Source organism: Escherichia sp. MOD1-EC4550 (genome assembly GCF_963876935.1).
GTDB lineage: Bacteria > Pseudomonadota > Gammaproteobacteria > Enterobacterales > Enterobacteriaceae > Escherichia > Escherichia coli_F.
Genome location: NZ_CAWNSE010000012.1, coordinates 293,773 through 318,171 on the forward strand (window position 1 = coordinate 293,773; position 24,399 = coordinate 318,171).

Below are 24,399 nucleotides of genomic sequence, written 5' to 3' on the forward strand. Positions count from 1 at the left end.
TTTCCTGTCATAAATAAGGACATGCCATGATTGATTTACGCAGTGATACCGTTACCCGACCGAGCCGCGCCATGCTCGAAGCAATGATGGCCGCCCCGGTTGGGGACGACGTTTACGGAGACGACCCTACCGTTAATGCTCTGCAGGACTATGCGGCAGAGCTTTCCGGGAAAGAAGCCGCCATTTTTCTGCCTACCGGCACTCAGGCCAACCTGGTCGCTCTGCTCAGTCACTGCGAACGCGGCGAAGAGTATATTGTCGGTCAGGCCGCGCATAACTATCTTTTTGAAGCCGGTGGCGCAGCGGTGCTGGGCAGTATTCAGCCGCAACCCATCGATGCTGACGCCGACGGTACGCTACCGCTGGATAAAGTCGCCATGAAAATCAAACCCGACGATATCCATTTCGCCCGCACCAAATTACTCAGTCTGGAAAACACCCACAATGGAAAAGTGCTGCCGCGGGAATACCTGAAAGAAGCATGGGAATTTACTCGCGAGCGCAATCTGGCACTGCATGTTGACGGTGCGCGCATCTTTAATGCCGTGGTGGCTTACGGCTGCGAACTGAAAGAGATCACGCAATATTGTGATTCGTTCACCATTTGTCTGTCGAAAGGTCTTGGTACGCCAGTCGGTTCATTACTTGTCGGTAATCGTGATTACATTAAACGCGCCATCCGCTGGCGGAAAATGACTGGCGGCGGGATGCGTCAATCCGGCATTCTGGCCGCCGCCGGAATGTATGCGCTGAAAAATAACGTTGCACGCTTGCAGGAAGACCACGATAACGCTGCCTGGATGGCGGAGCAACTGCGTGAAGCAGGCGCGGATGTGATGCGTCAGGACACCAATATGCTGTTTGTTCGCGTCGGACAAGAAAATGCTGCCGCGTTAGGCGAATACATGAAAGCGAGAAACGTACTGATTAACGCCTCGCCGATTGTCCGCCTGGTAACCCATCTTGATGTCTCGCGTGAACAACTGGCAGAAGTCGCAGCCCACTGGCGCGCTTTCCTGGCGCGTTAAGGAGAGAGACGTGCCGCAACGCATTTTAGTTCTCGGTGCCAGTGGCTACATTGGTCAGCATCTGGTGCACGCGCTTAGCCAACAAGGGCATCAGATCCTGGCGGCGGCACGTCACATCGACAGACTTGCAAAGCTGCAACTGGCAAACGTCAGTTGCCATAAAGTCGATCTCAGCTGGCCGGATAACCTTCCGGCCCTGTTGCAGAATATCAATACCGTCTATTTTCTGGTGCACAGCATGGGCGAAGGCGGTGATTTTATCGCTCAGGAACGCCAGGTAGCTCTTAACGTCCGCGATGCGCTGCGCGAAGCACCGGTTAAACAATTAATCTTTCTCAGTTCATTGCAGGCCCCGCCTCACGAGCAGTCGGACCATCTGCGCGCCCGTCAGGCTACGGCGGATATTCTTCGTGAAGCGGGTGTCCCAGTGACCGAATTGCGCGCCGGAATTATCGTTGGTGCAGGTTCAGCAGCGTTCGAAGTCATGCGCGATATGGTCTACAACCTGCCAGTGTTAACGCCGCCACGCTGGGTTCGTTCACGCACCACGCCCATCGCGCTGGAAAACTTGCTGCACTATCTGGTGGCGCTGTTAGATCATCCGGCCAGCGAACACCGCATCTTCGAAGCCGCCGGACCAGAGGTGCTCAGTTATCAACAACAGTTTGAACATTTTATGACGGTGAGCGGTAAGCGCCGCTGGTTAATCCCCATCCCCTTTCCCACCCGCTGGATTTCGGTGTGGTTTCTTAATGTGATTACCTCCGTACCGTCAACCACCGCCAAAGCGTTGATTCAGGGGCTGAAACATGATCTGCTGGCGGATGACACCGCGCTACGTGCACTCATTCCACAACAATTGATCGCTTTCGATGACGCGGTACGTCGCACCCTGAAAGAAGAAGAAAAACTGGTCAACTCCAGCGACTGGGGATACGACGCTCAGGCCTTTGCCCGCTGGCGACCGGAGTACGGTTATTTCGCCAAACAGGCGGGGTTTACCGTTAAAACGTCCGCCAGCCTTGCGGCTTTATGGCAGGTGGTGAATCAAATCGGCGGTAAAGAGCGTTATTTCTTTGGCAATATTTTGTGGCAAACCCGGGCGTTGATGGACCGCGCGATCGGTCATAAGCTGGCGAAAGGCCGCCCGGAGCGTGAATATTTGCAGACCGGAGATGCGGTGGATAGCTGGAAAGTGATTGTCGTTGAACCGGAAAAACAACTTACGCTGTTATTTGGCATGAAAGCGCCGGGGCTGGGACGACTGTGTTTTACCCTGGAAGATAAAGGTGACTATCGTACTATCGATGTTCGCGCATTCTGGCATCCGCACGGTATGCCGGGGCTGTTTTACTGGTTACTGATGATCCCCGCGCATCTGTTTATTTTTCGCGGAATGGCAAAACGAATCGCCAGACTGGCAGAACAAAGCACAGATTAATCGACAAAACCTGCGTTATTCTTTCACGTTTCCCATTGCATCAAGGGGGAAATCACGGAAGAATGCGCACGTCATTTTCTCAACAACAGTGGATTGATATGAAGGTACTGGTTACCGGCGCCACCAGCGGCTTAGGTCGAAACGCGGTAGAGTTTTTATGCCAGAAAGGCATCAGCGTGCGTGCGACCGGTCGCAACGAGGCAATGGGTAAATTGCTGGAAAAAATGGGCGCAGAGTTTGTTCCGGCGGATCTGACCGAGCTGGTCTCATCACAAGCTAAAGTGATGCTCGCAGGCATTGATACGTTGTGGCACTGCTCCAGCTTTACCTCTCCGTGGGGGACACAACAGGCTTTCGATCTGGCTAACGTTCGCGCCACTCGCCGTCTGGGTGAATGGGCTGTCGCCTGGGGAGTACGTAACTTTATTCATATCTCTTCCCCCTCCCTGTACTTCGATTATCACCACCATCGCGATATTAAAGAAGATTTTCGCCCTCACCGCTTCGCTAACGAGTTTGCCCGCAGCAAGGCGGCCAGCGAAGAAGTGATCAATATGCTTTCGCAGGCGAATCCACAAACACGCTTTACTATTTTACGCCCACAAAGTCTGTTCGGGCCGCACGATAAAGTCTTTATTCCCCGTCTGGCGCATATGATGCACCACTACGGCAGCATTCTGTTACCACACGGCGGCAGTGCGCTGGTCGATATGACGTACTATGAAAATGCCGTGCACGCCATGTGGCTGGCAAGTCAGGAAGCCTGCGATAAGCTGCCTTCCGGGCGAGCATATAACATTACCAACGGCGAGCATCGCACTCTACGCAGCATCGTGCAAAAACTGATCGACGAGTTGAATATTGATTGCCGTATTCGCTCGGTGCCTTACCCGATGCTGGACATGATCGCCCGCAGCATGGAGCGTTTAGGTCGCAAGTCAGCAAAAGAGCCGCCGCTGACCCACTACGGCGTCTCTAAGTTGAATTTTGACTTTACGCTGGATATGACGCGTGCACAGGAAGAATTAGGCTATCAGCCAGTCATCACTCTGGATGAAGGCATTGAGAAAACTGCTGCCTGGCTGCGCGACCACGGAAAACTGCCGCGCTAATCCTGCCCGTATTTCTCCAGCAACGCTTCGGCAATCGCCTGAGTTTCTGCATCCGCTTCGCCGTTGTATAACGTCGGGCGGAAATGCATCTGGAACGCCATAATCACGCGCCGCTGCTCGCGCGGTGTCATATCAGGTTTTACGTCATAACCATAGCGCGCCAACAGTTCCAGCAATGGCGCAGTATCTACTGGCGTGTGCGGCGCACGCCCGGCAAGGTAAAAGTTCACCCGCTGCGCATCTGGCCAGGCACCAATCCCCTGCTGCGCCAGTTGCTGCCAGGGGAATAACGGCCCCGGATCGTCTTTGCGCTGCGGCGCAATATCCGCATGCGCCACTACGTTTTCCGGCTTGATGTGATAACGGGCAATAATATCTTTCGCCAGCGGAATAAGCGCCTGAATCTGTGCCTGTTCAAACGGGGCAAAATATTTCACTCCGGATGATTTTTGCCAGCCTCGGTTTTCCAGCTCAATGCCAATAGAGGTGTCGTTAAGGCGTGTTGCCCCGCGCCAGGCGCTAATCCCCGCATGCCAGGCCAGTTCCTGTTCCGGCACCAGTTGCCAGATGCGCGGTTTACCGTTGTATCGCGGTGGCACAGCAGGAACCAGATAATGCGAGCTGACCTGTTTATCGGTCAGTGTCGCCAGCGAGCTATCAAAATCATCTGCGGTGTAGTGGATCACCAGCACTTTAATGCGCGGATACGCCGCCTGCGCCTGGCGTCGGGTATCAAGCTGATATCCCTCTTTCTCAACAATGCCTTTTTCGCCTGCACACCCTGCAAGTAACAAAGCAGCGGCGACCAACCAGAAGACTCTTCTCATCGACGCGTTTTCACCGCCGTTCCGCTGACGCTAACCATCAGCATACTGCCATTTTGCCCGACCGTTTCGTAGTCGATATCAATACCGACTACGGCATCAGCCCCCAACGCCCGCGCCTGCTCACCAAGTTCCTCAAAGGCAATCTCCCGCGCTTTACGCAATTCTTTTTCATAAGCCCCGGAGCGTCCGCCAACGATATCGCGGATACCGGCAAAGAAATCACGGAAAATATTGGCACCTAAAATCGCTTCGCCTGTCACCACACCGCAATATTCAACGATGGTCTGGCCTTCCAGAGTTGGGGTTGTAGAAAATTGCATGATCGATCTCCTTGTTTGCTAATCCTTCGATCTCAAAGCATTATCGGGCTGATATGCCATGTTGGGAAGAAGGTTTTGATCAGTTTAGGAAATCATCTCATTGTGTCAAAAACAAGCGCATATGCCTTTACGATTACCCGTCTCCTAACCCGATATTGGTTTCATTATGGGATAGCGCTGACCTGCTATATTATGTTGTACCTGCAACATTAATGAATGGGAAGAGTCACCTTATATTGTAAATTATTCCAAAATTTTTCCGCATCTTGAGGCTGAGGAATATACCTCTGAATTCTTGTTTGATCGGTCTCCGCAAAACATGAAAGTAATGTAACCTCAAGACTTCTATCATTAATATAAGCAAAGATCATTTTTGCAAATTCGTAAATAAATGCCCGATCCTGAGCGCTTAATAGCTTAATACAATATTTATTCTTTAGAGAGTAAAGGATTTCAATGAAAGCATCCGCTGCAACCTTTACGTTATTCCCAACGGTCATATTAAATATATCCCTTACACAGATAGAGTACAGTGATAGTAAACAACCATACAAATAATCATTTATTAATTCTTTTGTCCATTTTACTGGTAACCATGGTTTTATCTTGACATCATGCATACTACACTCATGAAAAAGACATTTATAGAGATTAACTCTTATCATATCAACACTGTAAAAATGGCAATGGACAAATTTTGAAGAATGAGCATTTACATTATTAATTTTAGTCGCTCTAAACGTAAAGTTACTGAATACGTTTTTCGTTAAATTACTATTTGTTATCTTAACATCACCTAAACTGCCGTTCTCAAAACAACATCCCTTCAATATACTTTCATTTACAAGAGAATGTGATAAATACAGATGATTTAAGTTTTTCTTCATTAAACCCACAGCATCAAAATGACTATATTTAATAAAACAACCATCATTGAGTAGCGTTTTTAGATTGACTAAATTACTATCATGTTCACGTGCCATAGTTGTGATAGGGGTTGGAAGAGACATGAAAACCTCTTCATTGACCATCAAGTGAATCATGCATTGCTTGCCTTTTGTCATATCCACACTTACACTACAAATATCGTTGTAATGCGATGAATGCATTTCCGGACACAGATTCAATACAATATTTTGAAAGGAGTAAAATCGTGTTAATACTTCCGAATAAGTAATTGGATTAAACTTAAGATCGTCATTAGCAAAACCAAGTGTTATTGTATGTTCTACATTTAGGTCAGGTTCAGGTGAGTCTTCAAGAGCAATATCATCACTGAAAATTTCACCTGATGTATTATCACTGTTACAAAAGGCGCTCATCAATGCAATGGTATTTATAACGGACTCTTTGTCGATATCCTCACTCATTGTATATCGCCTGCTATAATCATAGAAATGAATAAATGCGTCTTTTATAATTGTTATATATTGTTCCTTATTAAATACAATTCGATTGTATACTTTTTCAAAGATCGCATTCGCGATCTTACAACCAAGGGTATACCTATATAACAATGGATAAGAATCAATAGTAAAATTCTTCTCCAATTCACATTGCAGTTTATTTTCGTAATGCAGAGGAAAAAGAAATTCTTGTCTTTCCATTTTTCCGCTGACTTTATTTCGCACCCCAATGGTGATTCTTTCATTGCCAATTTTTATTTCAACTTCATTGTTTTGTGATGTACCAAGGTATGTTTTAGTACCAGTTTCGAAAGCACTACTAAAAAAAGAATTAAAATAATTATTTGCTGAATAAATAATGTTACCGAGCGACATATCATTTTTAATAGTTTCACTATCAGCATTTATTGCTAATACTAGATTCAAGTAGATGGTGTCCCATGTAGATAACTCATCCTTATGACTGGATTTTAATATGGTAAAAAATTCCCTCAGCGAGGCCATGAGATTATCACTTTGATTCGGTTGTGTGCTTAGAAATGATGACGATTGTTCAGAGACATTATTTATCATATAAAAATCACCCAAAAAAAACGATAACCCACTGTACTCCCTGTGCTTTATAAACATAAAGTCACAACACATTCTATATTCATATTAATTAATGGCGCATTAAAAAAATTATATTATTCTTAACTCAAATCCATTAGCTAAATAAGATTATATTCTTCACTCACAACCGTAACAAAAATAATATTATCGAAAGTTAAAGTTGGGACTATCAAATTTCGCTCATTTCAAACATACATTGTGATTTTTGCAATCATCTTAATCTTAGGGCCTATCATCATATGTTAAAATTTTGTCAATCATAGAAAAGAATCTTGGTCATCTATCATGCGTTATAAATGTGCAACTGGCTTCCTGCAGATGCTCTTGACTTCTACAGCAGGATTTATACCAGCGTTTCAGAACTATCATATTTACCTTAAATGATCATTTCAGTCTTATAACACGCTCAGCCTCACAAATGGTTTACACTGTCTATTGTTTGGGTAATTTAAGTAAGTCAGCTACGATCAACCTTGAATGGGGAGCCAGCAATGGACTTAAGCCTAATCGGGTCTTCAGATTGTTTCAGAATTGTATAAAAAACAATGTATTAAATAATCTGATTGTTTTTGGTCATAGTGTGACGCAGAAAGCAAGCCAATAAGGAAATGATTATGCGCTACCGTTCACTATCTCTACTTATTCCATGTGCACTGCTGCTGAGTGCCTGTACCACCGTCACGCCAGCTTATAAAGATAACGGCCCCCGCACCGGTTCCTGTGTCCAGGGTGGACCTGACAGCGTGGCTCAACAATTCTATGACTACCGCATTCAACATCGCAGCAATGACATTACCGCTCTGCGCCCCTATTTGAGTGACAAACTGGCAACCCTACTTAGCGATGCCAGCCGCGATAATAGTCATCGTGAATTGTTAAGCAGCGATCCGTTCTCCAGTCGAACCACCTTGCCAGACAGCGCCCACGTTGCCAGTGCATCTACTATCCCTAATCGTGATGCCCGTAACATTCCTTTGCGCGTGGATCTCAAACAGGGTGACCAGGGCTGGCAGGATGAAGTGTTAATGATTCAGGAAGGCCAGTGTTGGGTCATCGACGATGTGCGTTACTTAGGCGGTAGCGTTCATGCCACAGCAGGTACACTCCGTCAGTCAATCGAGAATCGCTAACGCCTTGATCAACCAATAACCCCCGTAAATTGTCCGGCATTTCGCGAGGAATGCCGACATTTATGCTCGCCGCCCACCGCCCCCGTTATTTTGTGCTATGTTTAGTGAATAATGCGCTTTGCTTTTAACTTTTAAAGCAGAAATATTGCATAATTATTCTGTCAAAGGTACTATCTTCGACCTCAATAGCTATCAGACTGCCAGTATACGAGTGTCAATGAGTATTCAATTAAACGGCATTAATTGCTTTTACGGCGCGCATCAGGCGCTGTTCGATATCACGCTGGATTGCCCACAGGGCGAAACGCTGGTGTTACTTGGCCCCAGTGGCGCGGGTAAAAGCTCGCTGCTGCGTGTACTCAATCTGCTTGAGATGCCGCGCTCCGGTACGCTCAACATTGCAGGCAACCATTTCGATTTCACCAAAACGCCCTCAGACAAAGCGATTCGCGATCTGCGTCGTAACGTCGGTATGGTGTTTCAACAATACAACCTGTGGCCGCACCTCACCGTGCAGCAAAACCTGATTGAAGCGCCCTGTCGTGTACTGGGGTTGAGTAAAGATCAGGCGCTGTCCCGTGCAGAAAAACTGCTGGAGCGTTTGCGTCTAAAACCTTATAGCGATCGTTATCCGCTGCATCTTTCTGGTGGTCAGCAGCAGCGTGTTGCTATCGCGCGTGCGCTGATGATGGAACCGCAGGTGCTGCTGTTCGATGAACCAACTGCCGCACTGGACCCGGAAATTACGGCGCAAATCGTCAGCATCATTCGTGAACTGGCAGAAACGAATATTACCCAGGTGATCGTCACCCACGAAGTAGAAGTGGCGCGTAAAACCGCCAGTCGTGTGGTGTATATGGAAAATGGTCACATCGTAGAACAAGGCGACGCGCGCTGCTTTACCGAGCCGCAAACCGAAGCATTTAAAAACTATCTCTCTCACTAAGATTCGGGATAACAACAATGAAAAAAGTTCTGATTGCCGCGTTAATTGCAGGTTTTAGTCTTTCCGCCACAGCTGCCGAAACTATTCGTTTTGCCACCGAAGCCTCCTATCCTCCGTTTGAATCAATGGATGCAAACAACCAGATCGTTGGTTTTGACGTCGACCTGGCGCAGGCATTGTGTAAAGAGATTGATGCGACCTGCACTTTCTCTAACCAGGCGTTTGACAGCCTGATCCCAAGCCTGAAATTCCGTCGCGTAGACGCAGTGATGGCTGGGATGGATATCACCCCGGAGCGTGAAAAGCAGGTGCTGTTTACCACGCCGTACTATGACAACTCTGCCCTGTTTGTGGGTCAACAAGGTAAATACACCAGCGTTGATCAGCTGAAAGGCAAAAAAGTCGGCGTTCAGAACGGGACGACGCACCAGAAATTCATTATGGATAAACATCCGGAAATCACCACGGTTCCTTATGATAGCTACCAGAACGCGAAACTCGATCTGCAAAACGGTCGTATCGACGGCGTTTTTGGTGACACCGCAGTGGTAACCGAATGGCTGAAAGATAACCCGAAACTGGCGGCTGTCGGCGACAAAGTGACCGATAAAGATTACTTCGGTACTGGCCTCGGCATCGCGGTACGTCAGGGCAACACTGAACTGCAGCAGAAATTCAACACTGCGCTGGAAAAAGTGAAGAAAGATGGCACTTACGAAACCATCTACAACAAATGGTTCCAGAAGTAATACCTGATGAATGAATTTTTTCCTTTAGCAAGCGCCGCCGGGATGACCGTCGGCCTTGCCGTTTGTGCATTGATTGTCGGACTGGCGCTGGCGATGTTCTTTGCGGTGTGGGAGTCAGCAAAATGGCGTCCTGTCGCGTGGGTAGGTTCAGCACTGGTGACGATTCTGCGCGGTCTGCCAGAAATTCTGGTGGTGCTGTTTATCTATTTTGGCTCCTCGCAGTTACTGCTGACGCTTTCGGATGGCTTCACCATCAATCTTGGGATCGTACAGATCCCGGTGCAGATGGACATTGAGAACTTCGACGTTAGCCCGTTCCTGTGTGGGGTTATCGCCCTGTCGCTACTGTATGCCGCCTATGCCTCGCAAACCCTGCGTGGCGCACTGAAAGCGGTGCCGGTGGGCCAGTGGGAATCCGGTCAGGCGCTGGGGCTGTCGAAATCGGCTATCTTTTTCCGCCTGGTGATGCCGCAGATGTGGCGTCATGCGCTGCCTGGTCTCGGTAACCAGTGGCTGGTACTGCTGAAAGATACCGCGCTGGTCAGTTTGATAAGTGTGAATGATTTAATGCTGCAAACTAAAAGCATTGCCACTCGTACTCAGGAGCCGTTTACCTGGTACATTGTGGCAGCAGCGATCTATCTGGTGATTACCCTGTTGAGTCAGTACATTCTCAAACGCATTGACCTGCGCGCGACACGTTTTGAGCGGAGGCCTGGCTGATGCTTGAGTATTTACCCGAACTAATGAAAGGGCTACATACCAGCCTGACGCTGACGATTGCCTCGCTGATTGTGGCGCTAATTCTGGCGTTGATTTTTACCATCATCCTGACGCTGAAAACGCCGGTACTGGTGTGGCTGGTGCGGGGCTATATCACGCTGTTTACCGGTACGCCGCTGCTGGTGCAGATCTTTCTGATTTACTACGGGCCGGGCCAGTTCCCGACGTTACAGGAATATCCGGCACTGTGGCATCTGTTATCAGAACCGTGGTTATGCGCGCTGATTGCATTGTCACTGAACAGTGCCGCGTATACTACGCAGCTGTTTTACGGTGCAATTCGTGCGATCCCGGAAGGCCAGTGGCAATCCTGTAGTGCCCTGGGGATGAGCAAAAAAGATACGCTGGCGATCCTGCTGCCGTATGCCTTTAAACGCTCACTCTCTTCTTATTCCAACGAAGTGGTGCTGGTGTTCAAAAGTACCTCTCTGGCTTACACCATTACGCTGATGGAAGTGATGGGATACAGCCAGTTGTTGTACGGGCGCACTTACGATGTCATGGTGTTCGGTGCGGCGGGGATTATTTACCTGGTCGTCAACGGCCTGCTGACACTGATGATGCGTTTGATCGAGCGCAAAGCGCTGGCGTTCGAGCGACGGAATTGACATGGCTGCATGCTGATGCCGGATGATTTGTAGGTCTGATAAGACGCGCCAGCGTCGCATCAGACACCAGCACGGTGCCTATGCCGGATGCGGCGTGTACGCCTTATCCGGCCTACATAGTGCATAGATTAATATAATAAAGACGGGCAACCCACTAAGTTGTCCGTCTTTTTTTATTCATTACGAATTATTTAATCATATTTATTGCATATAAATTCACTTAATGGCATTGTTATCTCATGCCGCAGACACGGCCAAAAATCATAAGATTGACAGACGGGAGTTCCATCATGAAAAAGTTAGTTCTTGCCGCTTTACTTTCATCCTGTGCATTCGGCGCTTCTGCCGCAGAGAAAATCAATTTCGGCGTATCAGCGACCTATCCTCCCTTTGAATCTATAGGTGCTAATAATGAGATTGTCGGCTTTGATATCGACCTGGCAAAAGCGTTATGCAAACAGATGCAGGCAGAATGTACTTTTACCAATCACGCTTTCGACAGCCTCATCCCGTCACTGAAATTCAGAAAATATGACGCCGTTATCTCCGGTATGGATATCACGCCGGAACGTAGCAAGCAGGTATCATTTACCACGCCCTACTACGAAAACTCAGCTGTTGTGATTGCCAAAAAAGATACCTACAAAACGTTTGCCGACCTGAAAGGCAAACGCATTGGGATGGAAAACGGTACAACGCACCAGAAATATATTCAGGATCAACACCCGGAAGTAAAAACTGTATCCTATGACAGTTATCAAAATGCCTTTATCGACCTGAAAAATGGTCGTATTGATGGGGTATTTGGTGACACAGCGGTGGTAAACGAATGGCTGAAAACCAATCCGCAACTGGGCGTTGCTACTGAGAAAGTGACCGACCCGCAGTACTTCGGCACCGGTCTGGGCATCGCTGTACGTCCGGATAATAAAGCCCTGCTGGAAAAACTGAATAACGCACTGGCAGCGATTAAAGCAGATGGTACGTATCAGAAAATCAATGACCAGTGGTTCCCGCAGTAATCGGGACTGATGACAAAAGTAAGATTGCCTGATGCGCTACGCTTATCAGGCCTACATTTACCCTGCAATGCATTGATTTAGCACGATTTTGTAGGCCGAACAAGGCGCTCACGCCGCATCCGACATGAACAACGCGCACCTTATCAGCAATCTGAAGCCGCACCTGCGGCTTTTTTATTGCTTCACCAACAGTGTCAGCACTTCATAGTGCGCGGTGTGCGGGAACATATCAAAAAGCTGTACCCGTTCAATACGATAACCTGACAGTTCGCGGATATCTTTGGCCATCGTTTGGGCGTTACAGCTGGAGTAGATGATAAAACGCGGTGCCATCGTTGAAAGATAATCACACAGCGGTTTACCAATGCCGCGGCGCGGCGGGTTAACCAGCACCAGCTCCGGCACCTCCCCCTGAGCGGTGGCAAACTGAGTGGAATCCAGCGCCTGAAATTGCAAACGCGTTAAGCCCAGTTCAGCGGCTGACTGCTTCGCACAGGCAATGGCCTCTGGCGCAATTTCGATCCCGGTTAACTGCATGTCAGGCGTCGCGCAGTGTAAACCAAAGCCGCCCACGCCACAGAACAGATCCCACATATGTTTAACCGGCAACTGTCGTACCCAGTCGCGCGCAGTAGCGTACAGCTGGCTGGCGACCACCGGATTAGTCTGGAAGAAACTTTGTGGACGGATCCACAGCGGCACATCGTTAAAACGCTCAGCCAGCGCCTGTTGTTCGCTCAGATAAATCTCCGTCTCCCCTTCCATAATCGCCATATGTACCGGCTGAATATTGACGGTAATAACTTTCAGCTGCGGCAGTTGTGCCTGTAACCACGGCAGCGCCTTACGCAGTTGTGCCAGCTTAGTGTCAGAACGCAGTACAAAGCGCAGCATCATGCCGCCATCACTTTGGCTTTCAGTCAGCAGAATGTATTTCAGTTCGCCACGCTTACGCGCCACGTTGTAGGGTGTTAACCCCGCACGGGCGATAAACGGTTTTAACGCCGCAAAAACGGGCGCAAATGAGGAGGGATAAAGCGGACAATCGCAAAGGTCTTCTGGTGTGCCGTCGCGATGCAGCATACCGAGCAGTGGTTTTTCAACGCTACCACTCACCACCATTTTGGCTTTATTACGAAACCCTTGCTCCGGGCCTGACACCGGCTCGCACCATTCCTCAACCGAAAAGTCGGCGAGCAGATTTTTAAGATCGGCGGTTTTAGCGGAGAGTTGCTCTGGAATCAGCTGCGTTATCCACTGACAGGAACGACAGCGACCCGCGTCGTAAAGTGCGCACTGCATACATTGACCTTCACATCATCAGGGGCGACGATTATACACATTATTGCAACTGGAAGAACCGCCGACTGGTCGAGGGAACGAACAGTAGCAACAGGATGAGCATATCCGGCAACTTCTGCAGCATCAGGCTATGGAAGATTTCACGTTTTGATTCACCGGGAATGCTGAACAGCTCCGGATAACCATACCCCAGCGAAGCCGCCCACAAATAACTGGCGGCCGTGATTTGTGTCAACAGATACAGCCAGCGCGCCCAGCGACGCCCTTTCACCAGTGAAAACGCACACCAGATCTCAATGAAAACCAGCACCAGGCTGCTTAAAAAGACCAGTGTTAAACTCCAGGTTTGTACGCTGCGATGAATGAACTCGCCAATACCGCGCACGCCCAGCGTATTGAAAATCATCAGCACGTCGAGGCCACGGATCATAATAATGGCGAGCGCCGCCACCTGCACCAGCGCAGGCACATTCAGGCGAGCATGAGATGAAGATGTTTTCTTAAAAAATCCCAACGTTTCGTCTTCCATGAAAACAATGCCGCGACATGCGCGGCATTATGTAGCCAGGTTGGCAAATTTTAGTGTCTTCAGCCACGTCTTGCACGCTGGATGTCGCGTATCCGCTGTTTTTCTGCGCGCGCCATCAGATACCAGGCGATAAATCCGACAATTCCGACCGCACCGAGGATCAATGTTGCCAGGGCGTTGATTTCCGGATTCACCCCCATCCGCACGCTGGAAAAGACCAGCATCGGTAACGTGGTGGCTCCCGGCCCGGAAACAAAGCTGGCGATAACCAGATCATCAAGCGACAAAGTAAAAGCCAGTAACCAGCCAGAAATGATCGCGGGCATGATCATCGGTAGCGTAATGACGAAAAACACTTTCAGCGGCGTCGCACCGAGATCCATCGCTGCTTCTTCAATGGAACGGTCCAGCTCCCGCAGACGCGACGAAATAACGACTGCCACATAAGCCGTACAGAAAGTGACATGCGCCAGCCAGATGGTGAGCATGCCTCGCTCCGCAGGCCAGCCGATGGCATGTGCAAGTGCGACGAATAACAACAACAGCGACAAGCCCGTGATCACATCCGGCATTACCAATGGCGCAGTGATCATAAAGGCAAAGCCATTTGATCCGCGAAACCGACCAAAGCGTACCAGTACCACTGCCGCAATCGTCCCGAGGATCGCCGCCGCCGTTGCCGCACAGGCAGCTATTGTCAGGCTTAAACCAACCGCACTCATCATCGCGTCATCGCGCAATAATTCGCCATACCAGCGCGTTGACCAGCCGGCCCACACCGTCACCAGCTTCGAGCTGTTGAATGAATAGATCACCAGCATCAGCATTGGCGCGTAGAGAAAGGTGAAGCCCAACAGCAAAATCACAATTCGCCAGGGCGAACGAACCACCGGTAAATTATTCATCCGTGTTCTCCCACGCTTTTTTGCTGATGCTTGTGGAACCACATTATCGGCACAATTAACAGCAACAACATGATGATCGCTACCGCCGAGGCCACCGGCCAGTCGCGGTTATTGAAAAACTCCTGCCACAGCACGCGCCCGATCATGATGCTGTCCGGGCCACCGAGCAGTTCAGGGATCACAAACTCGCCCACAGCCGGGATAAACACCAGCATCGATCCGGCAATAATCCCGCCTTTGGTCAGCGGCACGATCACAGTAAAGAACGTTTTCAGCGGTCGTGCACCGAGATCCAGTGCCGCTTCCACCAGCGAATAATCAATACGAATCAACGCGGTATAAATCGGCAGCACCATAAACGGTACATAGGCATAAACAATGCCGATATAAACAGCCAGGTTTGTATGCAGAATGGTCAGCGGCTGGTCGATAACTCCCAGCCATAGCAGAAAGTTATTCAGCACGCCGTTATTTTTTAATATTCCCATCCAGGCATAGACGCGGATCAGAAACGAGGTCCACGACGGCAGGATCACCAGCAGCAATAAGATATTGCGGGTCGAAGGCTTACTGTGCGCCACCGCCCACGCCAGCGGATAGCCGATCAGTAAACAACAAATTGTCGAAATCGCCGCCACCTGTAACGACTGGAGATATGCATCGAAATAGAGCGGATCGTCAGTCAGTTGCAGGAAATTACCAAGATTGAGGGTGATGGAAAGTTGCCCGTCAGCCCACTCCATCAGTTCGGTATAAGGTGGAATAGCGCGCGCCATCTCCGCCAGACTTATTTTAAAGACGATCAGAAATGGCAGCAGAAACAGTAAGATCAACCAGATATACGGCAACGCAATGACCAGTTTTCTCCCATGCTTCATTTGCAGCTGCGACAACCACAGCTTAAATCCGCCCGGCGGTTTCGACTGGGCAGCAGGTTCAAGTGTACTCATCTTTGCTCCTTAAACCGTCAGCACCACACAACTGTCCACTTCCCAGCACAAACGCACTTCGTCGCCCCAGGTCGGTAACCCTTTGCGATAACGATGGGCGTTTTGTAGCTGGGCGCTAATCATCTGCCCGCTTTTTAGACGAACGTGATAGACCGAAAGATCGCCGAGATAGGCAATGTGCATCACCTCCCCTACCGCGAAGTTACAACCATTGGCGGGCGGCTCCTCGCAGAGCATGATTTTTTCCGGACGCAGCGCCACATGCACCGGCACGTTATCGACCACCGAAGCATCTACATCAACTTTCAGTGGATGCACCAGCCCCGGCGAATAAAGCACCAGACCATCTTCCTGACGCTCTTTGAGTACACCTTCAAAGACGTTTACCGAACCGATAAATTCAGCGCTATAGCGGGTGGTCGGATGCTCGTAGATCTCTTCCGGCTCGCCAATCTGGACAAATTTCCCACGATTCATAATGGCAATACGCCCCGCCATGGTCATCGCCTCTTCCTGATCGTGGGTGACCATCACACAAGTCACACCAACGCGCTCCAGAATATCCACCACTTCAAGCTGCATCCGGTCACGCAGTTTTTTATCCAGCGCGCCCATCGGCTCGTCGAGCAGTAATAGTTTCGGACGTTTGGCGAGGCTTCGGGCCAGCGCCACACGCTGTCGCTGACCGCCGGAAAGCTGGTGCGGTTTGCGTTTGGCGAACTCCTGCATATGTACCAGGTCGAGCATCTCGTTGACCCGGCTGGCAATTTCTGCTTTCGGCAGTTTGTCCTGTTTCAGGCCAAAGGCGATGTTCTGCTCCACGGTCATATGCGGAAACAGCGCGTAAGATTGAAACATCATATTGATGGGACGCAGATAAGGCGGCACCTGTGACAAATCGACGCCATCAAGCATAATCTGCCCGGCAGAAGGTTGTTCGAAACCTGCCAGCATACGCAGTAGCGTGGACTTGCCACAGCCGGATGCGCCCAGCAGCGCGAAGATTTCGCCTTTATAGATGGTCAGGCTGACATCATCGACCGCATGCTGACCATCGTAAGATTTAGTCAGATTACGGATTTCTAATAGCGGCGTCAGCGCCTTACGGGTTTTCGCCTGGGGGCGAGGGATAGCGTCATTCACGGCTGCTCTCCGGCATTGAATGTGTGCAAGCGCACCCTGATGGTGCGAATTGCCGGCGGGTGTGGTGCGCCCGTCCGGCATCTACGGCTGCGGATTATTTTCCGCTCTTCACTTTGGTCCACGCGCGGGTGCGCACACGGTCGATTTTCGGATCCTGCACTTTCAGAGTGAACAGCTTCGCACGGACATCCGCAGGCGGGTAAATACCGGGGTTATCACGCACTTCCGCGCTTACCAGCGACGTAGCTTCTTTGTTCGCGTTGGCATAGAACACATGGTCAGAGATATGCGCTACGACATCCGGACGCAGCAGGTAATTCAGGAACTGATAAGCTTCGTCTTTATTTTTGGCATCCGCAGGCATGGCAAATACATCAAAGAATGCCATCGCCCCTTCTTTCGGAATCGAGAACGAGACATTCACGCCATTCTTTGCTTCCTTCGCGCGGTTTGACGCCTGCCAGACATCGCCCGCCCAGCCAATAGCGACGCAGATATCGCCGTTTGCCAGGTCGTTAATGTATTGAGATGAATGGAAATAACGAATGTTCGGGCGCAACTTTAACAGCAGATCGGTTGCCGGTCCGGTGTAATCATCTGCTTTAGTGCTGTTGGGATCTTTACCGAGATAATTCAGCACGGTAGCAAACACTTCTTCCGGTGCATCAAGGAAAGAGACGCCGCAGCTTTTCAGTTTTTCCAGATTTTCAGGTTTGAGGATCAAGTCCCAGCTATCGACGGGCGCGTTTTCGCCCAGCACCGCTTTAACTTTATCGACGTTATAACCAATCCCGGTCGTCGCCCACATATAGGGCATAGCAAATTTATTGTCGGGATCGTGTTTGGCGACCAACTTCAGCAGTTCCGGGTCGAGATTCTTCCACTCCGGCAATTTGCTTTTATCCAGCGGCTGGAAAACTCCCGCAGTCAACTGGCGCTCCAGAAAGCTGGCAGATGGAACCACCAGGTCAAAGCCGGTGCTCCCTGCCATTAATTTGCCTTCCAGTACTTCGTTAGAGTCGAAAACATCGTAGACGACTTTAATACCGGTTTCTTTTTCAAAATTGGCCACCGTGTCCGGGGCGATATAATCAGACCAGTTATAAATGTGGAGTGTTTTTTGTTCAGCCGCGAGCGTGCCGACAGAGACGGCCATCAGAGCACCCGCAACCAGACCCGATAGCCATTTTTTATTTAAGGCGGTCATATCTCTTTCCTTCTGAAAGTTCGTTAACAAACGAACAAAAGTTGTCACACTGAAAGATATGCAATATTCGTGCATATTTTTTATCGGCTCGGTGTAAGAAAAGAGAACTCTCTCCCGGCCAGCACTGCTCGCTATATAAAAGCATCGCAAGAATAACTTTAGCCAGGGTTTGAGACTATAGCTCGGATTAAAAAACGGTATTTAACAAATTTTTATGCGTATTTGCTCTATGTGATAAAGCCAAATCGGCACAAGGGAAGTGAAATAATCTTTAAGAAAAGGTTAAAAACAGCAGATAATTTTGCAGCACGCAGTCACTGCGGCAGCGACTGCGTACTCGAAAGGAGTTATCAGTGGAGGAAATAGTTTTCGGTAACGTTGTTTTGCCCTTCATCGTCAGTCGGTAACAGCAGTTGATGGGCATTAGCTTCAAGAATGACCATCGAAATCTGCTCTTCGCTCTGACGCACGAACCATGCAAACTGCTCATAGGTTACGCCCTGCATAACGGATAAAGACTGGCAAACCACCAGCTTTGGCAGATTATCATCCTGCATATCAAGAAATGCTTTCACGGTCAGCGAACTGGCATTGATGGCTGATAAATCCGCCGCCAGCGGCAATACGGCTGAAGGTCGGACTTCCGCCATGGCAGAAAACAGGATCGTGTTATCGATCAGATCGATTTTGGCATCAAAGACACCGTCGAAATTCTGCATATGGGGCAGATGCAGAGCCTGACAGTTATCACATTCAAAAAAACTCATCCCCAGGTCATCGAGCCATTGACGCAACGTATCCAGACCAGGAACGACCAGCGATGTCATAATTTTGTACAACCTCTTCCGATAAAAAGACCGGCACAGCTTACGCAAAAAGCGCAGGCAAAACCATGATCAGTAATGTGATTGCGACTAACCACCCGTTTTCAGGCAATATTCTGTCGTGGCGTGGCGTTCGATCCAACGGATCATTTTACTCGCGATGTCGATACCGGTGGTTTTTTCTATTCCTTCCAGCCCCGGCGACGCATTCACCTCCATCACCAATGGCCCGCGATTAGCACGCAGAATATCCACACCAGCAACGTCCAGCGCCATCGTTCGCGCGGCTTTTATCGCGATTTCACGCTCCTGTGGTGTGATACTGGCGACGCTTGCCGCGCCTCCACGATGCAAATTGGAACGAAAATCGCCCTCTTTCGCCCGCCGTTCAATCGCAGCGACCACTTCATCGCCAACAACCAGACAGCGGATATCGCACCCTTGCGCCTCTTTGATATATTCCTGCACCAAAATATGCGCGTTCAGACCGCGGAAAGCGTCAATCACGCTTTCCGCCGCCTGACGCGTCTCCGCCAGCACGACACCAATTCCCTGCGTACCTTCAACCAGCTTAACCACCAGCGGCGCACCACCGACCATGTCGATTAAATCGCTGGTATCATCCGGCGAATGCGCAATGCCCGTGACAGGCAGGTCGATGCCCTGACGCGCCAGCAGTTGCATGGAACGCAATTTGTCACGCGCCCGGGCAATGGCGACCGACTCATTGAGCGGATAGCTCCCCAGCATCTCGAACTGGCGCAGTGCCGCCGTCCCATAAAAGGTAATGGCGGTGCCAATACGCGGGATCACTGCGTCAAAATGGGGTAACTTGCGGCCTTTGTAGTGAATAGAAGACGCCGCAGGATTTATGTTCATGTAGCAAGAAAGCGGATCAAGAATTTCAACCAGGTGACCACGCTGTATAGCGGCTTCACGCAGCCGCTTACACGAATAGAGCGTTCCATCCCGGGACAATATGGCAATTTTCACCCTGCACCTCTCTGTCAGACCTGGTCAAAAGCCCGCGTATCATACATCGGCGTGGCGGTTTTAGCGCGTAGCCCAACCCTGTTTGTGCAAATAATCCAGTATAAATGGGCGGCTTTCTTTAATGATTGTTCGGCGGATATGATCGCTCCAGGTATCCCGGCGATTATTGCTGCCACGGGTGAGGTAATATTCCGCCAGCTGCTCGTCATACTGCGCCAGTGCGTCTTTATCCAGCGGTTGATAGCTGTTTTCATGCACCAAAATGGAAGCCGGTAAACGCGGCTTAAGATCCGGATTATCCGCAGGCCAGCCAAGGCACAGCCCAAACAGCGGCAGAACATGCTGCGGTAATTTCAGCAGTTCCGTCACCGCTTCAATATTATTGCGCAGGCCGCCGATATATACCCCGCCCAATCCCAGCGATTCCGCTGCGGTTAACGCATTCTGCGCCATCATTGCCGTATCAACGACACCGAGCAACAGTTGTTCCGCCAGGCCAAGTTGTGCATCCGGACAGATCTGTAAATGGCGGTTAAAGTCGGCACAGAACACCCAAAACTCCGCCGCTTTCGCTACGTGTTTTTGCCCGCCGGTCAGCGTCACCAGTTCATCACGTAACGCTTTGTCGGTAATGCGAATAATGCTACTGCACTGCAAAAAACTGGAACTGGACGTCGCACGGGCGCTGTTAATAATCGCCTCACGCTGCGCTTCGGAAATGGGTTCATCAGTGAAATGGCGAATGGAGCGATGGCCACAAATAAGTTCAATGGTTGGCGTCATTATCTTTTTCTCTTTCTGAACGTGAATATTGCGGTGGACGGTTCATCAGCTGTGGGGCAAGACGTTTTGCCACCTGAAGAATAACCACCACCGCAGCGGGAAGCATGAGCAAAACACCGAGAAAAATCATCAGAATCTGCACCTCTGGCCGAGAAAATGGCTCAGGCAGCGACAGGGAGCCGCTTACCGACAGCAGCGCCACCGCCAGCAACATCATTCCGATAAATTCCAGTATCAACACGCTTTTAGGCAATTTACCGATCGCGCGCATACGCTTCCCTCTGCAAAGTGAGCCTTCAGTCTAAAACTTTTCACTGTACTGTGTTTAACAGTTATAGCTTTTAGCAATTAATGCAACAGGTTAAACCTACTTTCAGCGAATACATTTTAGCGTGATCATTACAGGCATAAGTCTATGAGGAGAGAAACAATGCAAACCGTTATTTTTGGTCGTCCGGGTTGCCCTTACTGTGTGCGCGCAAAAGATCTGGCTGAGAAGTTGAGCAATGAACGCGATGATTTTCAGTATCAGTATATAGATATTCGTGCGGAAGGGATCACTAAAGAAGATCTACAACAAAAGGCAGGTAAACCCGTAGAAACCGTGCCGCAAATTTTTGTCGATCAGCAACATATCGGCGGCTATACCGATTTTGCTGCATGGGTGAAAGAGAATCTGGACGTCTGATCGTCTGATAAGCCCTCGTGTTGAGGGCTTCATTGATTTTTTCTGTGCTGTGATTTAAACAAACTGCTGATAAATAAGAAACACAATGCCCCCAACGCACACCAGAACACCGCACTTAATAACCATGCCAGCTCTTGCCAGAATGAGCGCGTTGGTGAAAAAAACAGCCGCATTATGAGCATCGAACAGGGTGCCGCCAGCATTGCGCCAAATAGAGGTTTCAGGACTTCTCTACGCTGTGAAAAGAAGCTGGCAACCGCTCCAGGAAGAATGAAAAACAGCAAGCCAATTTCAGGATGCCCGGCAGCCCGAAAAGCGCCTTTCATGTGCGTCGCCAGAAAAAGGCACACCACAATGAAGAGGACAAAACAGCAGATTGCCCCCGCCCAACGTTGTTTATGTTTCACTCGTTCCTCCTGACACTGCGTCTATCGAACACATTTTTCGCCAGTGTGGCGTTCAGTAAGATAAAGCCGCTTCGCATTCCATGCTAATATAGGCCAACGCAATTCATATAGCCGTTGATACCTAATGTGATTACACTAGTAAAATATATTGTTACTTTACTATCGTTTAGGTGCGCTGAATGAATCTGCGCCCTGAATTCTGGTAAAAAACATTATCGTAAATTACCATTTCTTTCAACAGCTTACTAGTAAACAAGAAGTTAGCCTCCGTGAATATAAACGTCGCCGAATTGTTAAATGGGAATTACATTCTGTTATTATTTGTGGTCCTCGCGCTTGGGCTATGTCTCGGAAAATTACGGCTTGGTTCGATCCAACTGGGTAATTCCATTGGCGTTTTAGTCGTATCGCTGTTATTAGGCCAACAACATTTCAGCATTAACACCGACGCGCTTAATCTTGGCTTTATGCTGTTTATTTTCTGCGTCGGGGTCGAAGCTGGACCGAACTTTTTTTCCATTTTTTTTCGCGATGGGAAAAATTACCTAATGTTAGCACTGGTGATGGTTGGCAGTGCGCTGGTGATCGCCTTAGGGTTAGGTAAGCTGTTTGGCTGGGATATTGGCCTGACGGCCGGTATGTTAGCAGGCTCTATGACCTCGACACCGGTTCTGGTCGGTGCTGGCGATACACTGCGTCATTCCGGCATGGAAAGCAGGCAGCTCTCACTGGCACTGGATAATCTGAGCCTCGGGTATGCCTTAACCTATTTAATTGGTCTGGTGAGTTTGATTGTTGGTGCGCGTTACTTGCCGAAATTGCAGCATCAGGACTTACAGACCAGCGCCCAGCAAATCGCCCGCGAACGTGGCCTGGACACAGATGCCAACCGTAAGGTTTATTTGCCGGTGATCCGCGCCTACCGCGTCGGCCCGGAGCTGGTAGCCTGGACCGACGGCAAAAATCTGCGTGAACTGGGTATTTATCGACAAACTGGCTGTTACATTGAACGTATTCGGCGTAACGGGATTCTGGCAAATCCAGACGGTGATGCCGTGCTGCAAATGGGCGATGAAATAGCGTTGGTAGGCTATCCCGACGCCCACGCCCGACTCGATCCCAGTTTCCGTAATGGCAAAGAAGTTTTTGATCGCGACCTCCTCGACATGCGTATCGTCACTGAAGAAGTGGTCGTTAAAAACCATAACGCTGTTGGCAAACGTCTCGCACAACTGAAGTTGACCGATCACGGTTGCTTCCTTAACCGCGTCATTCGTAGCCAGATTGAGATGCCGATTGATGACAACGTCGTGCTTAACAAAGGTGACGTTTTACAAGTCAGCGGCGATGCCCGTCGCGTAAAAACCATCGCCGATCGCATCGGCTTTATCTCGATTCACAGCCAGGTCACTGACTTGCTGGCATTCTGCGCCTTCTTTGTTATTGGGCTGATGATCGGGATGATCACCTTCCAGTTCAGCACATTCAGCTTCGGCATGGGGAACGCTGCCGGTTTGCTATTCGCCGGAATTATGCTGGGCTTTATGCGTGCTAACCATCCGACATTCGGTTACATTCCGCAGGGTGCGTTAAGTATGGTGAAAGAGTTCGGCTTGATGGTATTTATGGCAGGTGTTGGACTAAGCGCTGGTAGCGGTATTAATAACGGCCTGGGCGCAATTGGCGGTCAGATGTTGATTGCCGGATTGATTGTCAGTCTGGTGCCAGTGGTTATCTGCTTCCTGTTCGGTGCTTATGTATTGCGAATGAACCGCGCACTGTTGTTCGGCGCAATGATGGGCGCACGCACCTGCGCGCCGGCAATGGAGATCATCAGTGATACAGCTCGCAGTAATATCCCGGCGCTGGGCTATGCGGGCACTTACGCAATCGCCAACGTCCTGCTGACGCTGGCAGGGACAATCATCGTCATGGTATGGCCAGGATTAGGATAAAACTGAAGTTGCCCTGAAAATGAAATTTTTTTGCACAACCGCAGAACTTTTCCGCAGGGCATCAGTCTTAATTAGTGCCACTGCTTTTCTTTGATGTCCCCATTTTGTGGAGCCCATCAACCCCGCCATTTTGGTTCAAGGTTGGTGGGTTTTTTGTTATCTAAAATTTATCTACTACCCGGCAACCCTCTCAACCATCCTCAAAATCTCCTCGCGCGATAGCGGCTTACGGTCGGTGACAAAATGCAGCGTCATCCCCTCAATAAACGCATCAAGCGCGCGGGCGGTTCCGGGTTCAAACCATTGTTCGAGCGTTTGCTGACTGCGCTGCATCCAGTTTTGCATTACCGTTTTTAATAGCGGTTTTCGGCTAGCCAGCGCGTAGAGCTGGTACATCAGCTCCATGTTATCCGGCGTTGCAACCTGTGAGCTGTAGATCATATCGGTGATAGCCTGGCATGCGCCCGGAGCATCACTAACATCGCTAAAAAATGCCTGATATTGCCGGGACATGATCTCGGTAAAACTGCTGAACGCCTCCAGCAACAACTCATCAATCCCTGAAAAATAGTAGGTCATCGATCCTAATGGTACCCCGGCAAGGGTAGCGATTTTGCGGTGCGTAACGGCATGTATTCCGTAAAGTTTCACCGCCTCCAGTGTGGCCTGGATGATTTTTTCTCGCCGTTGCGGATCGTTAGCGCGACGCATGTCATTTCCTCTCTCTGC

At 49.6% G+C, this 24,399-nt stretch carries 25 protein-coding genes and 1 pseudogene; 11 read left to right on the forward strand and 15 right to left on the reverse strand.

All coding sequences use genetic code 11. The annotated features are described in order from the left end of the window. The first annotated feature begins 26 nt into the window (after window positions 1-26). From ltaE to AACU19_RS08720, 3 genes are all read left to right on the forward strand, one after another. Complete coding sequence (gene ltaE / locus AACU19_RS08710) at window positions 27-1,028, forward strand: low-specificity L-threonine aldolase (RefSeq protein WP_000566406.1); 1,002 nt, start codon at window positions 27-29, stop codon at window positions 1,026-1,028. Window positions 1,029-1,038: 10 nt separating this feature from the next. Beyond that, complete coding sequence (locus AACU19_RS08715; protein WP_105278106.1) at window positions 1,039-2,469, forward strand: SDR family oxidoreductase; 1,431 nt, start codon at window positions 1,039-1,041, stop codon at window positions 2,467-2,469. 98 nt (window positions 2,470-2,567) lie between these two features. Then, complete coding sequence (locus AACU19_RS08720; protein WP_024256718.1) at window positions 2,568-3,581, forward strand: NAD-dependent epimerase/dehydratase family protein; 1,014 nt, start codon at window positions 2,568-2,570, stop codon at window positions 3,579-3,581. Here AACU19_RS08720 and amiD read toward each other — a convergent pair. The 3 genes and pseudogenes from amiD to AACU19_RS08735 all read right to left on the reverse strand — a co-directional run bounded on the left by amiD (window position 3,578) and on the right by AACU19_RS08735 (window position 6,739). Further along, entirely contained in the window at window positions 3,578-4,408 is an 831-nt protein-coding gene (gene amiD, locus AACU19_RS08725; protein ID WP_039020451.1) for an N-acetylmuramoyl-L-alanine amidase AmiD, read from the reverse strand. The two genes, AACU19_RS08720 and amiD, sit on opposite strands and share 4 nt — an antisense overlap. After that, entirely contained in the window at window positions 4,405-4,728 is a 324-nt protein-coding gene (locus AACU19_RS08730) for a heavy metal-binding domain-containing protein (RefSeq protein ID WP_001160732.1), read from the reverse strand. Before AACU19_RS08730 ends, amiD begins: the two co-directional genes overlap by 4 nt. Before the next feature lie 209 nt (window positions 4,729-4,937). Further along, window positions 4,938-6,739, reverse strand: a pseudogene (locus tag AACU19_RS08735) (pentapeptide repeat-containing protein). A 621-nt stretch (window positions 6,740-7,360) separates the two neighbouring features. On the opposite strand from AACU19_RS08735, the gene AACU19_RS08740 reads away from it, so the two are divergent. The 6 genes from AACU19_RS08740 (at window position 7,361) to artJ (ending at window position 11,984) form a co-directional block, all read left to right on the forward strand. After that, window positions 7,361-7,876: a lipoprotein gene (locus AACU19_RS08740; RefSeq protein WP_001270657.1), complete on the forward strand. Its 516-nt coding sequence runs from the start codon at window positions 7,361-7,363 to the stop codon at window positions 7,874-7,876. 217 nt (window positions 7,877-8,093) lie between these two features. Continuing rightward, on the forward strand, window positions 8,094-8,822 hold the full coding sequence (artP, locus tag AACU19_RS08745; protein WP_046081564.1) for an arginine ABC transporter ATP-binding protein ArtP: 729 nt from the start codon (window positions 8,094-8,096) through the stop codon (window positions 8,820-8,822). Window positions 8,823-8,839: 17 nt separating this feature from the next. Further along, window positions 8,840-9,571: an arginine ABC transporter substrate-binding protein ArtI gene (gene artI, locus AACU19_RS08750; RefSeq protein WP_000756580.1), complete on the forward strand. Its 732-nt coding sequence runs from the start codon at window positions 8,840-8,842 to the stop codon at window positions 9,569-9,571. Between the two features lie 6 nt (window positions 9,572-9,577). Next, window positions 9,578-10,294: an arginine ABC transporter permease ArtQ gene (gene artQ, locus AACU19_RS08755; protein WP_039020450.1), complete on the forward strand. Its 717-nt coding sequence runs from the start codon at window positions 9,578-9,580 to the stop codon at window positions 10,292-10,294. Continuing rightward, entirely contained in the window at window positions 10,294-10,962 is a 669-nt protein-coding gene (gene artM / locus AACU19_RS08760) for an arginine ABC transporter permease ArtM (protein ID WP_000895400.1), read from the forward strand. Before artQ ends, artM begins: the two co-directional genes overlap by 1 nt. 290 nt (window positions 10,963-11,252) lie before the next feature. Continuing rightward, a complete protein-coding gene (artJ, locus tag AACU19_RS08765; protein ID WP_001354873.1) occupies window positions 11,253-11,984 on the forward strand; it encodes an arginine ABC transporter substrate-binding protein ArtJ in 732 nt (243 codons plus the stop codon). A gap of 174 nt (window positions 11,985-12,158) precedes the next feature. On the opposite strand, the gene rlmC is transcribed toward artJ, so the two are convergent. The 10 genes from rlmC to AACU19_RS08815 form a co-directional block, all read right to left on the reverse strand. Then, window positions 12,159-13,286, reverse strand: a complete 1,128-nt coding sequence (gene rlmC / locus AACU19_RS08770) for a 23S rRNA (uracil(747)-C(5))-methyltransferase RlmC (protein ID WP_001149690.1) — start codon at window positions 13,284-13,286, stop codon at window positions 12,159-12,161. A gap of 40 nt (window positions 13,287-13,326) precedes the next feature. Continuing rightward, window positions 13,327-13,815 (reverse strand): YbjO family protein, encoded by a 489-nt coding sequence (locus tag AACU19_RS08775; protein WP_000389258.1) that lies wholly within the window; start codon window positions 13,813-13,815, stop codon window positions 13,327-13,329. 59 nt (window positions 13,816-13,874) lie between these two features. Further along, window positions 13,875-14,720: a putrescine ABC transporter permease PotI gene (gene potI, locus AACU19_RS08780; RefSeq protein ID WP_001061668.1), complete on the reverse strand. Its 846-nt coding sequence runs from the start codon at window positions 14,718-14,720 to the stop codon at window positions 13,875-13,877. Beyond that, a complete protein-coding gene (gene potH / locus AACU19_RS08785) occupies window positions 14,717-15,670 on the reverse strand; it encodes a putrescine ABC transporter permease PotH (RefSeq protein ID WP_000105436.1) in 954 nt (317 codons plus the stop codon). The genes potI and potH overlap by 4 nt, the downstream gene beginning before the upstream one ends. Before the next feature lie 9 nt (window positions 15,671-15,679). Further along, on the reverse strand, window positions 15,680-16,813 hold the full coding sequence (gene potG, locus AACU19_RS08790) for a putrescine ABC transporter ATP-binding subunit PotG (RefSeq protein WP_000995995.1): 1,134 nt from the start codon (window positions 16,811-16,813) through the stop codon (window positions 15,680-15,682). Between the two features lie 94 nt (window positions 16,814-16,907). Continuing rightward, on the reverse strand, window positions 16,908-18,020 hold the full coding sequence (potF, locus tag AACU19_RS08795) for a spermidine/putrescine ABC transporter substrate-binding protein PotF (RefSeq protein WP_000126076.1): 1,113 nt from the start codon (window positions 18,018-18,020) through the stop codon (window positions 16,908-16,910). A gap of 350 nt (window positions 18,021-18,370) precedes the next feature. Next, window positions 18,371-18,847, reverse strand: a complete 477-nt coding sequence (locus AACU19_RS08800; RefSeq protein ID WP_000203025.1) for a YbjN domain-containing protein — start codon at window positions 18,845-18,847, stop codon at window positions 18,371-18,373. An 87-nt stretch (window positions 18,848-18,934) separates the two neighbouring features. Then, complete coding sequence (rimK, locus tag AACU19_RS08805) at window positions 18,935-19,837, reverse strand: 30S ribosomal protein S6--L-glutamate ligase (protein WP_000684325.1); 903 nt, start codon at window positions 19,835-19,837, stop codon at window positions 18,935-18,937. A 60-nt stretch (window positions 19,838-19,897) separates the two neighbouring features. Continuing rightward, entirely contained in the window at window positions 19,898-20,620 is a 723-nt protein-coding gene (gene nfsA, locus AACU19_RS08810; RefSeq protein ID WP_000189133.1) for a nitroreductase NfsA, read from the reverse strand. Next, window positions 20,604-20,891: a DUF1418 family protein gene (locus AACU19_RS08815; RefSeq protein ID WP_001201580.1), complete on the reverse strand. Its 288-nt coding sequence runs from the start codon at window positions 20,889-20,891 to the stop codon at window positions 20,604-20,606. The genes nfsA and AACU19_RS08815 overlap by 17 nt, the downstream gene beginning before the upstream one ends. 159 nt (window positions 20,892-21,050) lie before the next feature. Between AACU19_RS08815 and grxA the strand changes: the two genes are divergently transcribed. After that, the gene (gene grxA, locus AACU19_RS08820) at window positions 21,051-21,308 is read left to right on the forward strand and encodes a glutaredoxin 1 (protein WP_001195228.1); all 258 of its coding nucleotides are present in this window, start codon (window positions 21,051-21,053) and stop codon (window positions 21,306-21,308) included. Window positions 21,309-21,337: 29 nt separating this feature from the next. Here grxA and AACU19_RS08825 read toward each other — a convergent pair whose 3' ends face one another. Next, window positions 21,338-21,715, reverse strand: coding sequence for an inner membrane protein YbjM (locus tag AACU19_RS08825; protein WP_000681110.1), 378 nt, complete (start codon window positions 21,713-21,715; stop codon window positions 21,338-21,340). A gap of 269 nt (window positions 21,716-21,984) precedes the next feature. On the opposite strand from AACU19_RS08825, the gene AACU19_RS08830 reads away from it, so the two are divergent. Continuing rightward, window positions 21,985-23,670, forward strand: a complete 1,686-nt coding sequence (locus tag AACU19_RS08830; RefSeq protein ID WP_001024876.1) for an aspartate:alanine antiporter — start codon at window positions 21,985-21,987, stop codon at window positions 23,668-23,670. 174 nt (window positions 23,671-23,844) lie between these two features. Here the strand turns inward: AACU19_RS08830 and rcdA are convergent, their stop codons facing one another. Then, the gene (gene rcdA, locus AACU19_RS08835) at window positions 23,845-24,381 is read right to left on the reverse strand and encodes a DNA-binding transcriptional regulator RcdA (RefSeq protein WP_001295289.1); all 537 of its coding nucleotides are present in this window, start codon (window positions 24,379-24,381) and stop codon (window positions 23,845-23,847) included. Window positions 24,382-24,399 lie beyond the last annotated feature (18 nt).

Coding starts and splice junctions, on each gene's coding strand:
- ltaE (WP_000566406.1), top strand. CDS start 27: ATGATTGATTTACGCAGTGATACCGTTACCCGACCGAGCCGCGCCATG.
- AACU19_RS08720 (WP_024256718.1), top strand. CDS start 2,568: ATGAAGGTACTGGTTACCGGCGCCACCAGCGGCTTAGGTCGAAACGCG.
- amiD (WP_039020451.1), bottom strand. CDS start 4,408: ATGAGAAGAGTCTTCTGGTTGGTCGCCGCTGCTTTGTTACTTGCAGGG.
- AACU19_RS08730 (WP_001160732.1), bottom strand. CDS start 4,728: ATGCAATTTTCTACAACCCCAACTCTGGAAGGCCAGACCATCGTTGAA.
- AACU19_RS08740 (WP_001270657.1), top strand. CDS start 7,361: ATGCGCTACCGTTCACTATCTCTACTTATTCCATGTGCACTGCTGCTG.
- artP (WP_046081564.1), top strand. CDS start 8,094: ATGAGTATTCAATTAAACGGCATTAATTGCTTTTACGGCGCGCATCAG.
- artI (WP_000756580.1), top strand. CDS start 8,840: ATGAAAAAAGTTCTGATTGCCGCGTTAATTGCAGGTTTTAGTCTTTCC.
- artQ (WP_039020450.1), top strand. CDS start 9,578: ATGAATGAATTTTTTCCTTTAGCAAGCGCCGCCGGGATGACCGTCGGC.
- artM (WP_000895400.1), top strand. CDS start 10,294: ATGCTTGAGTATTTACCCGAACTAATGAAAGGGCTACATACCAGCCTG.
- artJ (WP_001354873.1), top strand. CDS start 11,253: ATGAAAAAGTTAGTTCTTGCCGCTTTACTTTCATCCTGTGCATTCGGC.
- rlmC (WP_001149690.1), bottom strand. CDS start 13,286: ATGCAGTGCGCACTTTACGACGCGGGTCGCTGTCGTTCCTGTCAGTGG.
- AACU19_RS08775 (WP_000389258.1), bottom strand. CDS start 13,815: ATGGAAGACGAAACGTTGGGATTTTTTAAGAAAACATCTTCATCTCAT.
- potI (WP_001061668.1), bottom strand. CDS start 14,720: ATGAATAATTTACCGGTGGTTCGTTCGCCCTGGCGAATTGTGATTTTG.
- potH (WP_000105436.1), bottom strand. CDS start 15,670: ATGAGTACACTTGAACCTGCTGCCCAGTCGAAACCGCCGGGCGGATTT.
- potF (WP_000126076.1), bottom strand. CDS start 18,020: ATGACCGCCTTAAATAAAAAATGGCTATCGGGTCTGGTTGCGGGTGCT.
- AACU19_RS08800 (WP_000203025.1), bottom strand. CDS start 18,847: ATGACATCGCTGGTCGTTCCTGGTCTGGATACGTTGCGTCAATGGCTC.
- nfsA (WP_000189133.1), bottom strand. CDS start 20,620: ATGACGCCAACCATTGAACTTATTTGTGGCCATCGCTCCATTCGCCAT.
- AACU19_RS08815 (WP_001201580.1), bottom strand. CDS start 20,891: ATGCGCGCGATCGGTAAATTGCCTAAAAGCGTGTTGATACTGGAATTT.
- grxA (WP_001195228.1), top strand. CDS start 21,051: ATGCAAACCGTTATTTTTGGTCGTCCGGGTTGCCCTTACTGTGTGCGC.
- rcdA (WP_001295289.1), bottom strand. CDS start 24,381: ATGCGTCGCGCTAACGATCCGCAACGGCGAGAAAAAATCATCCAGGCC.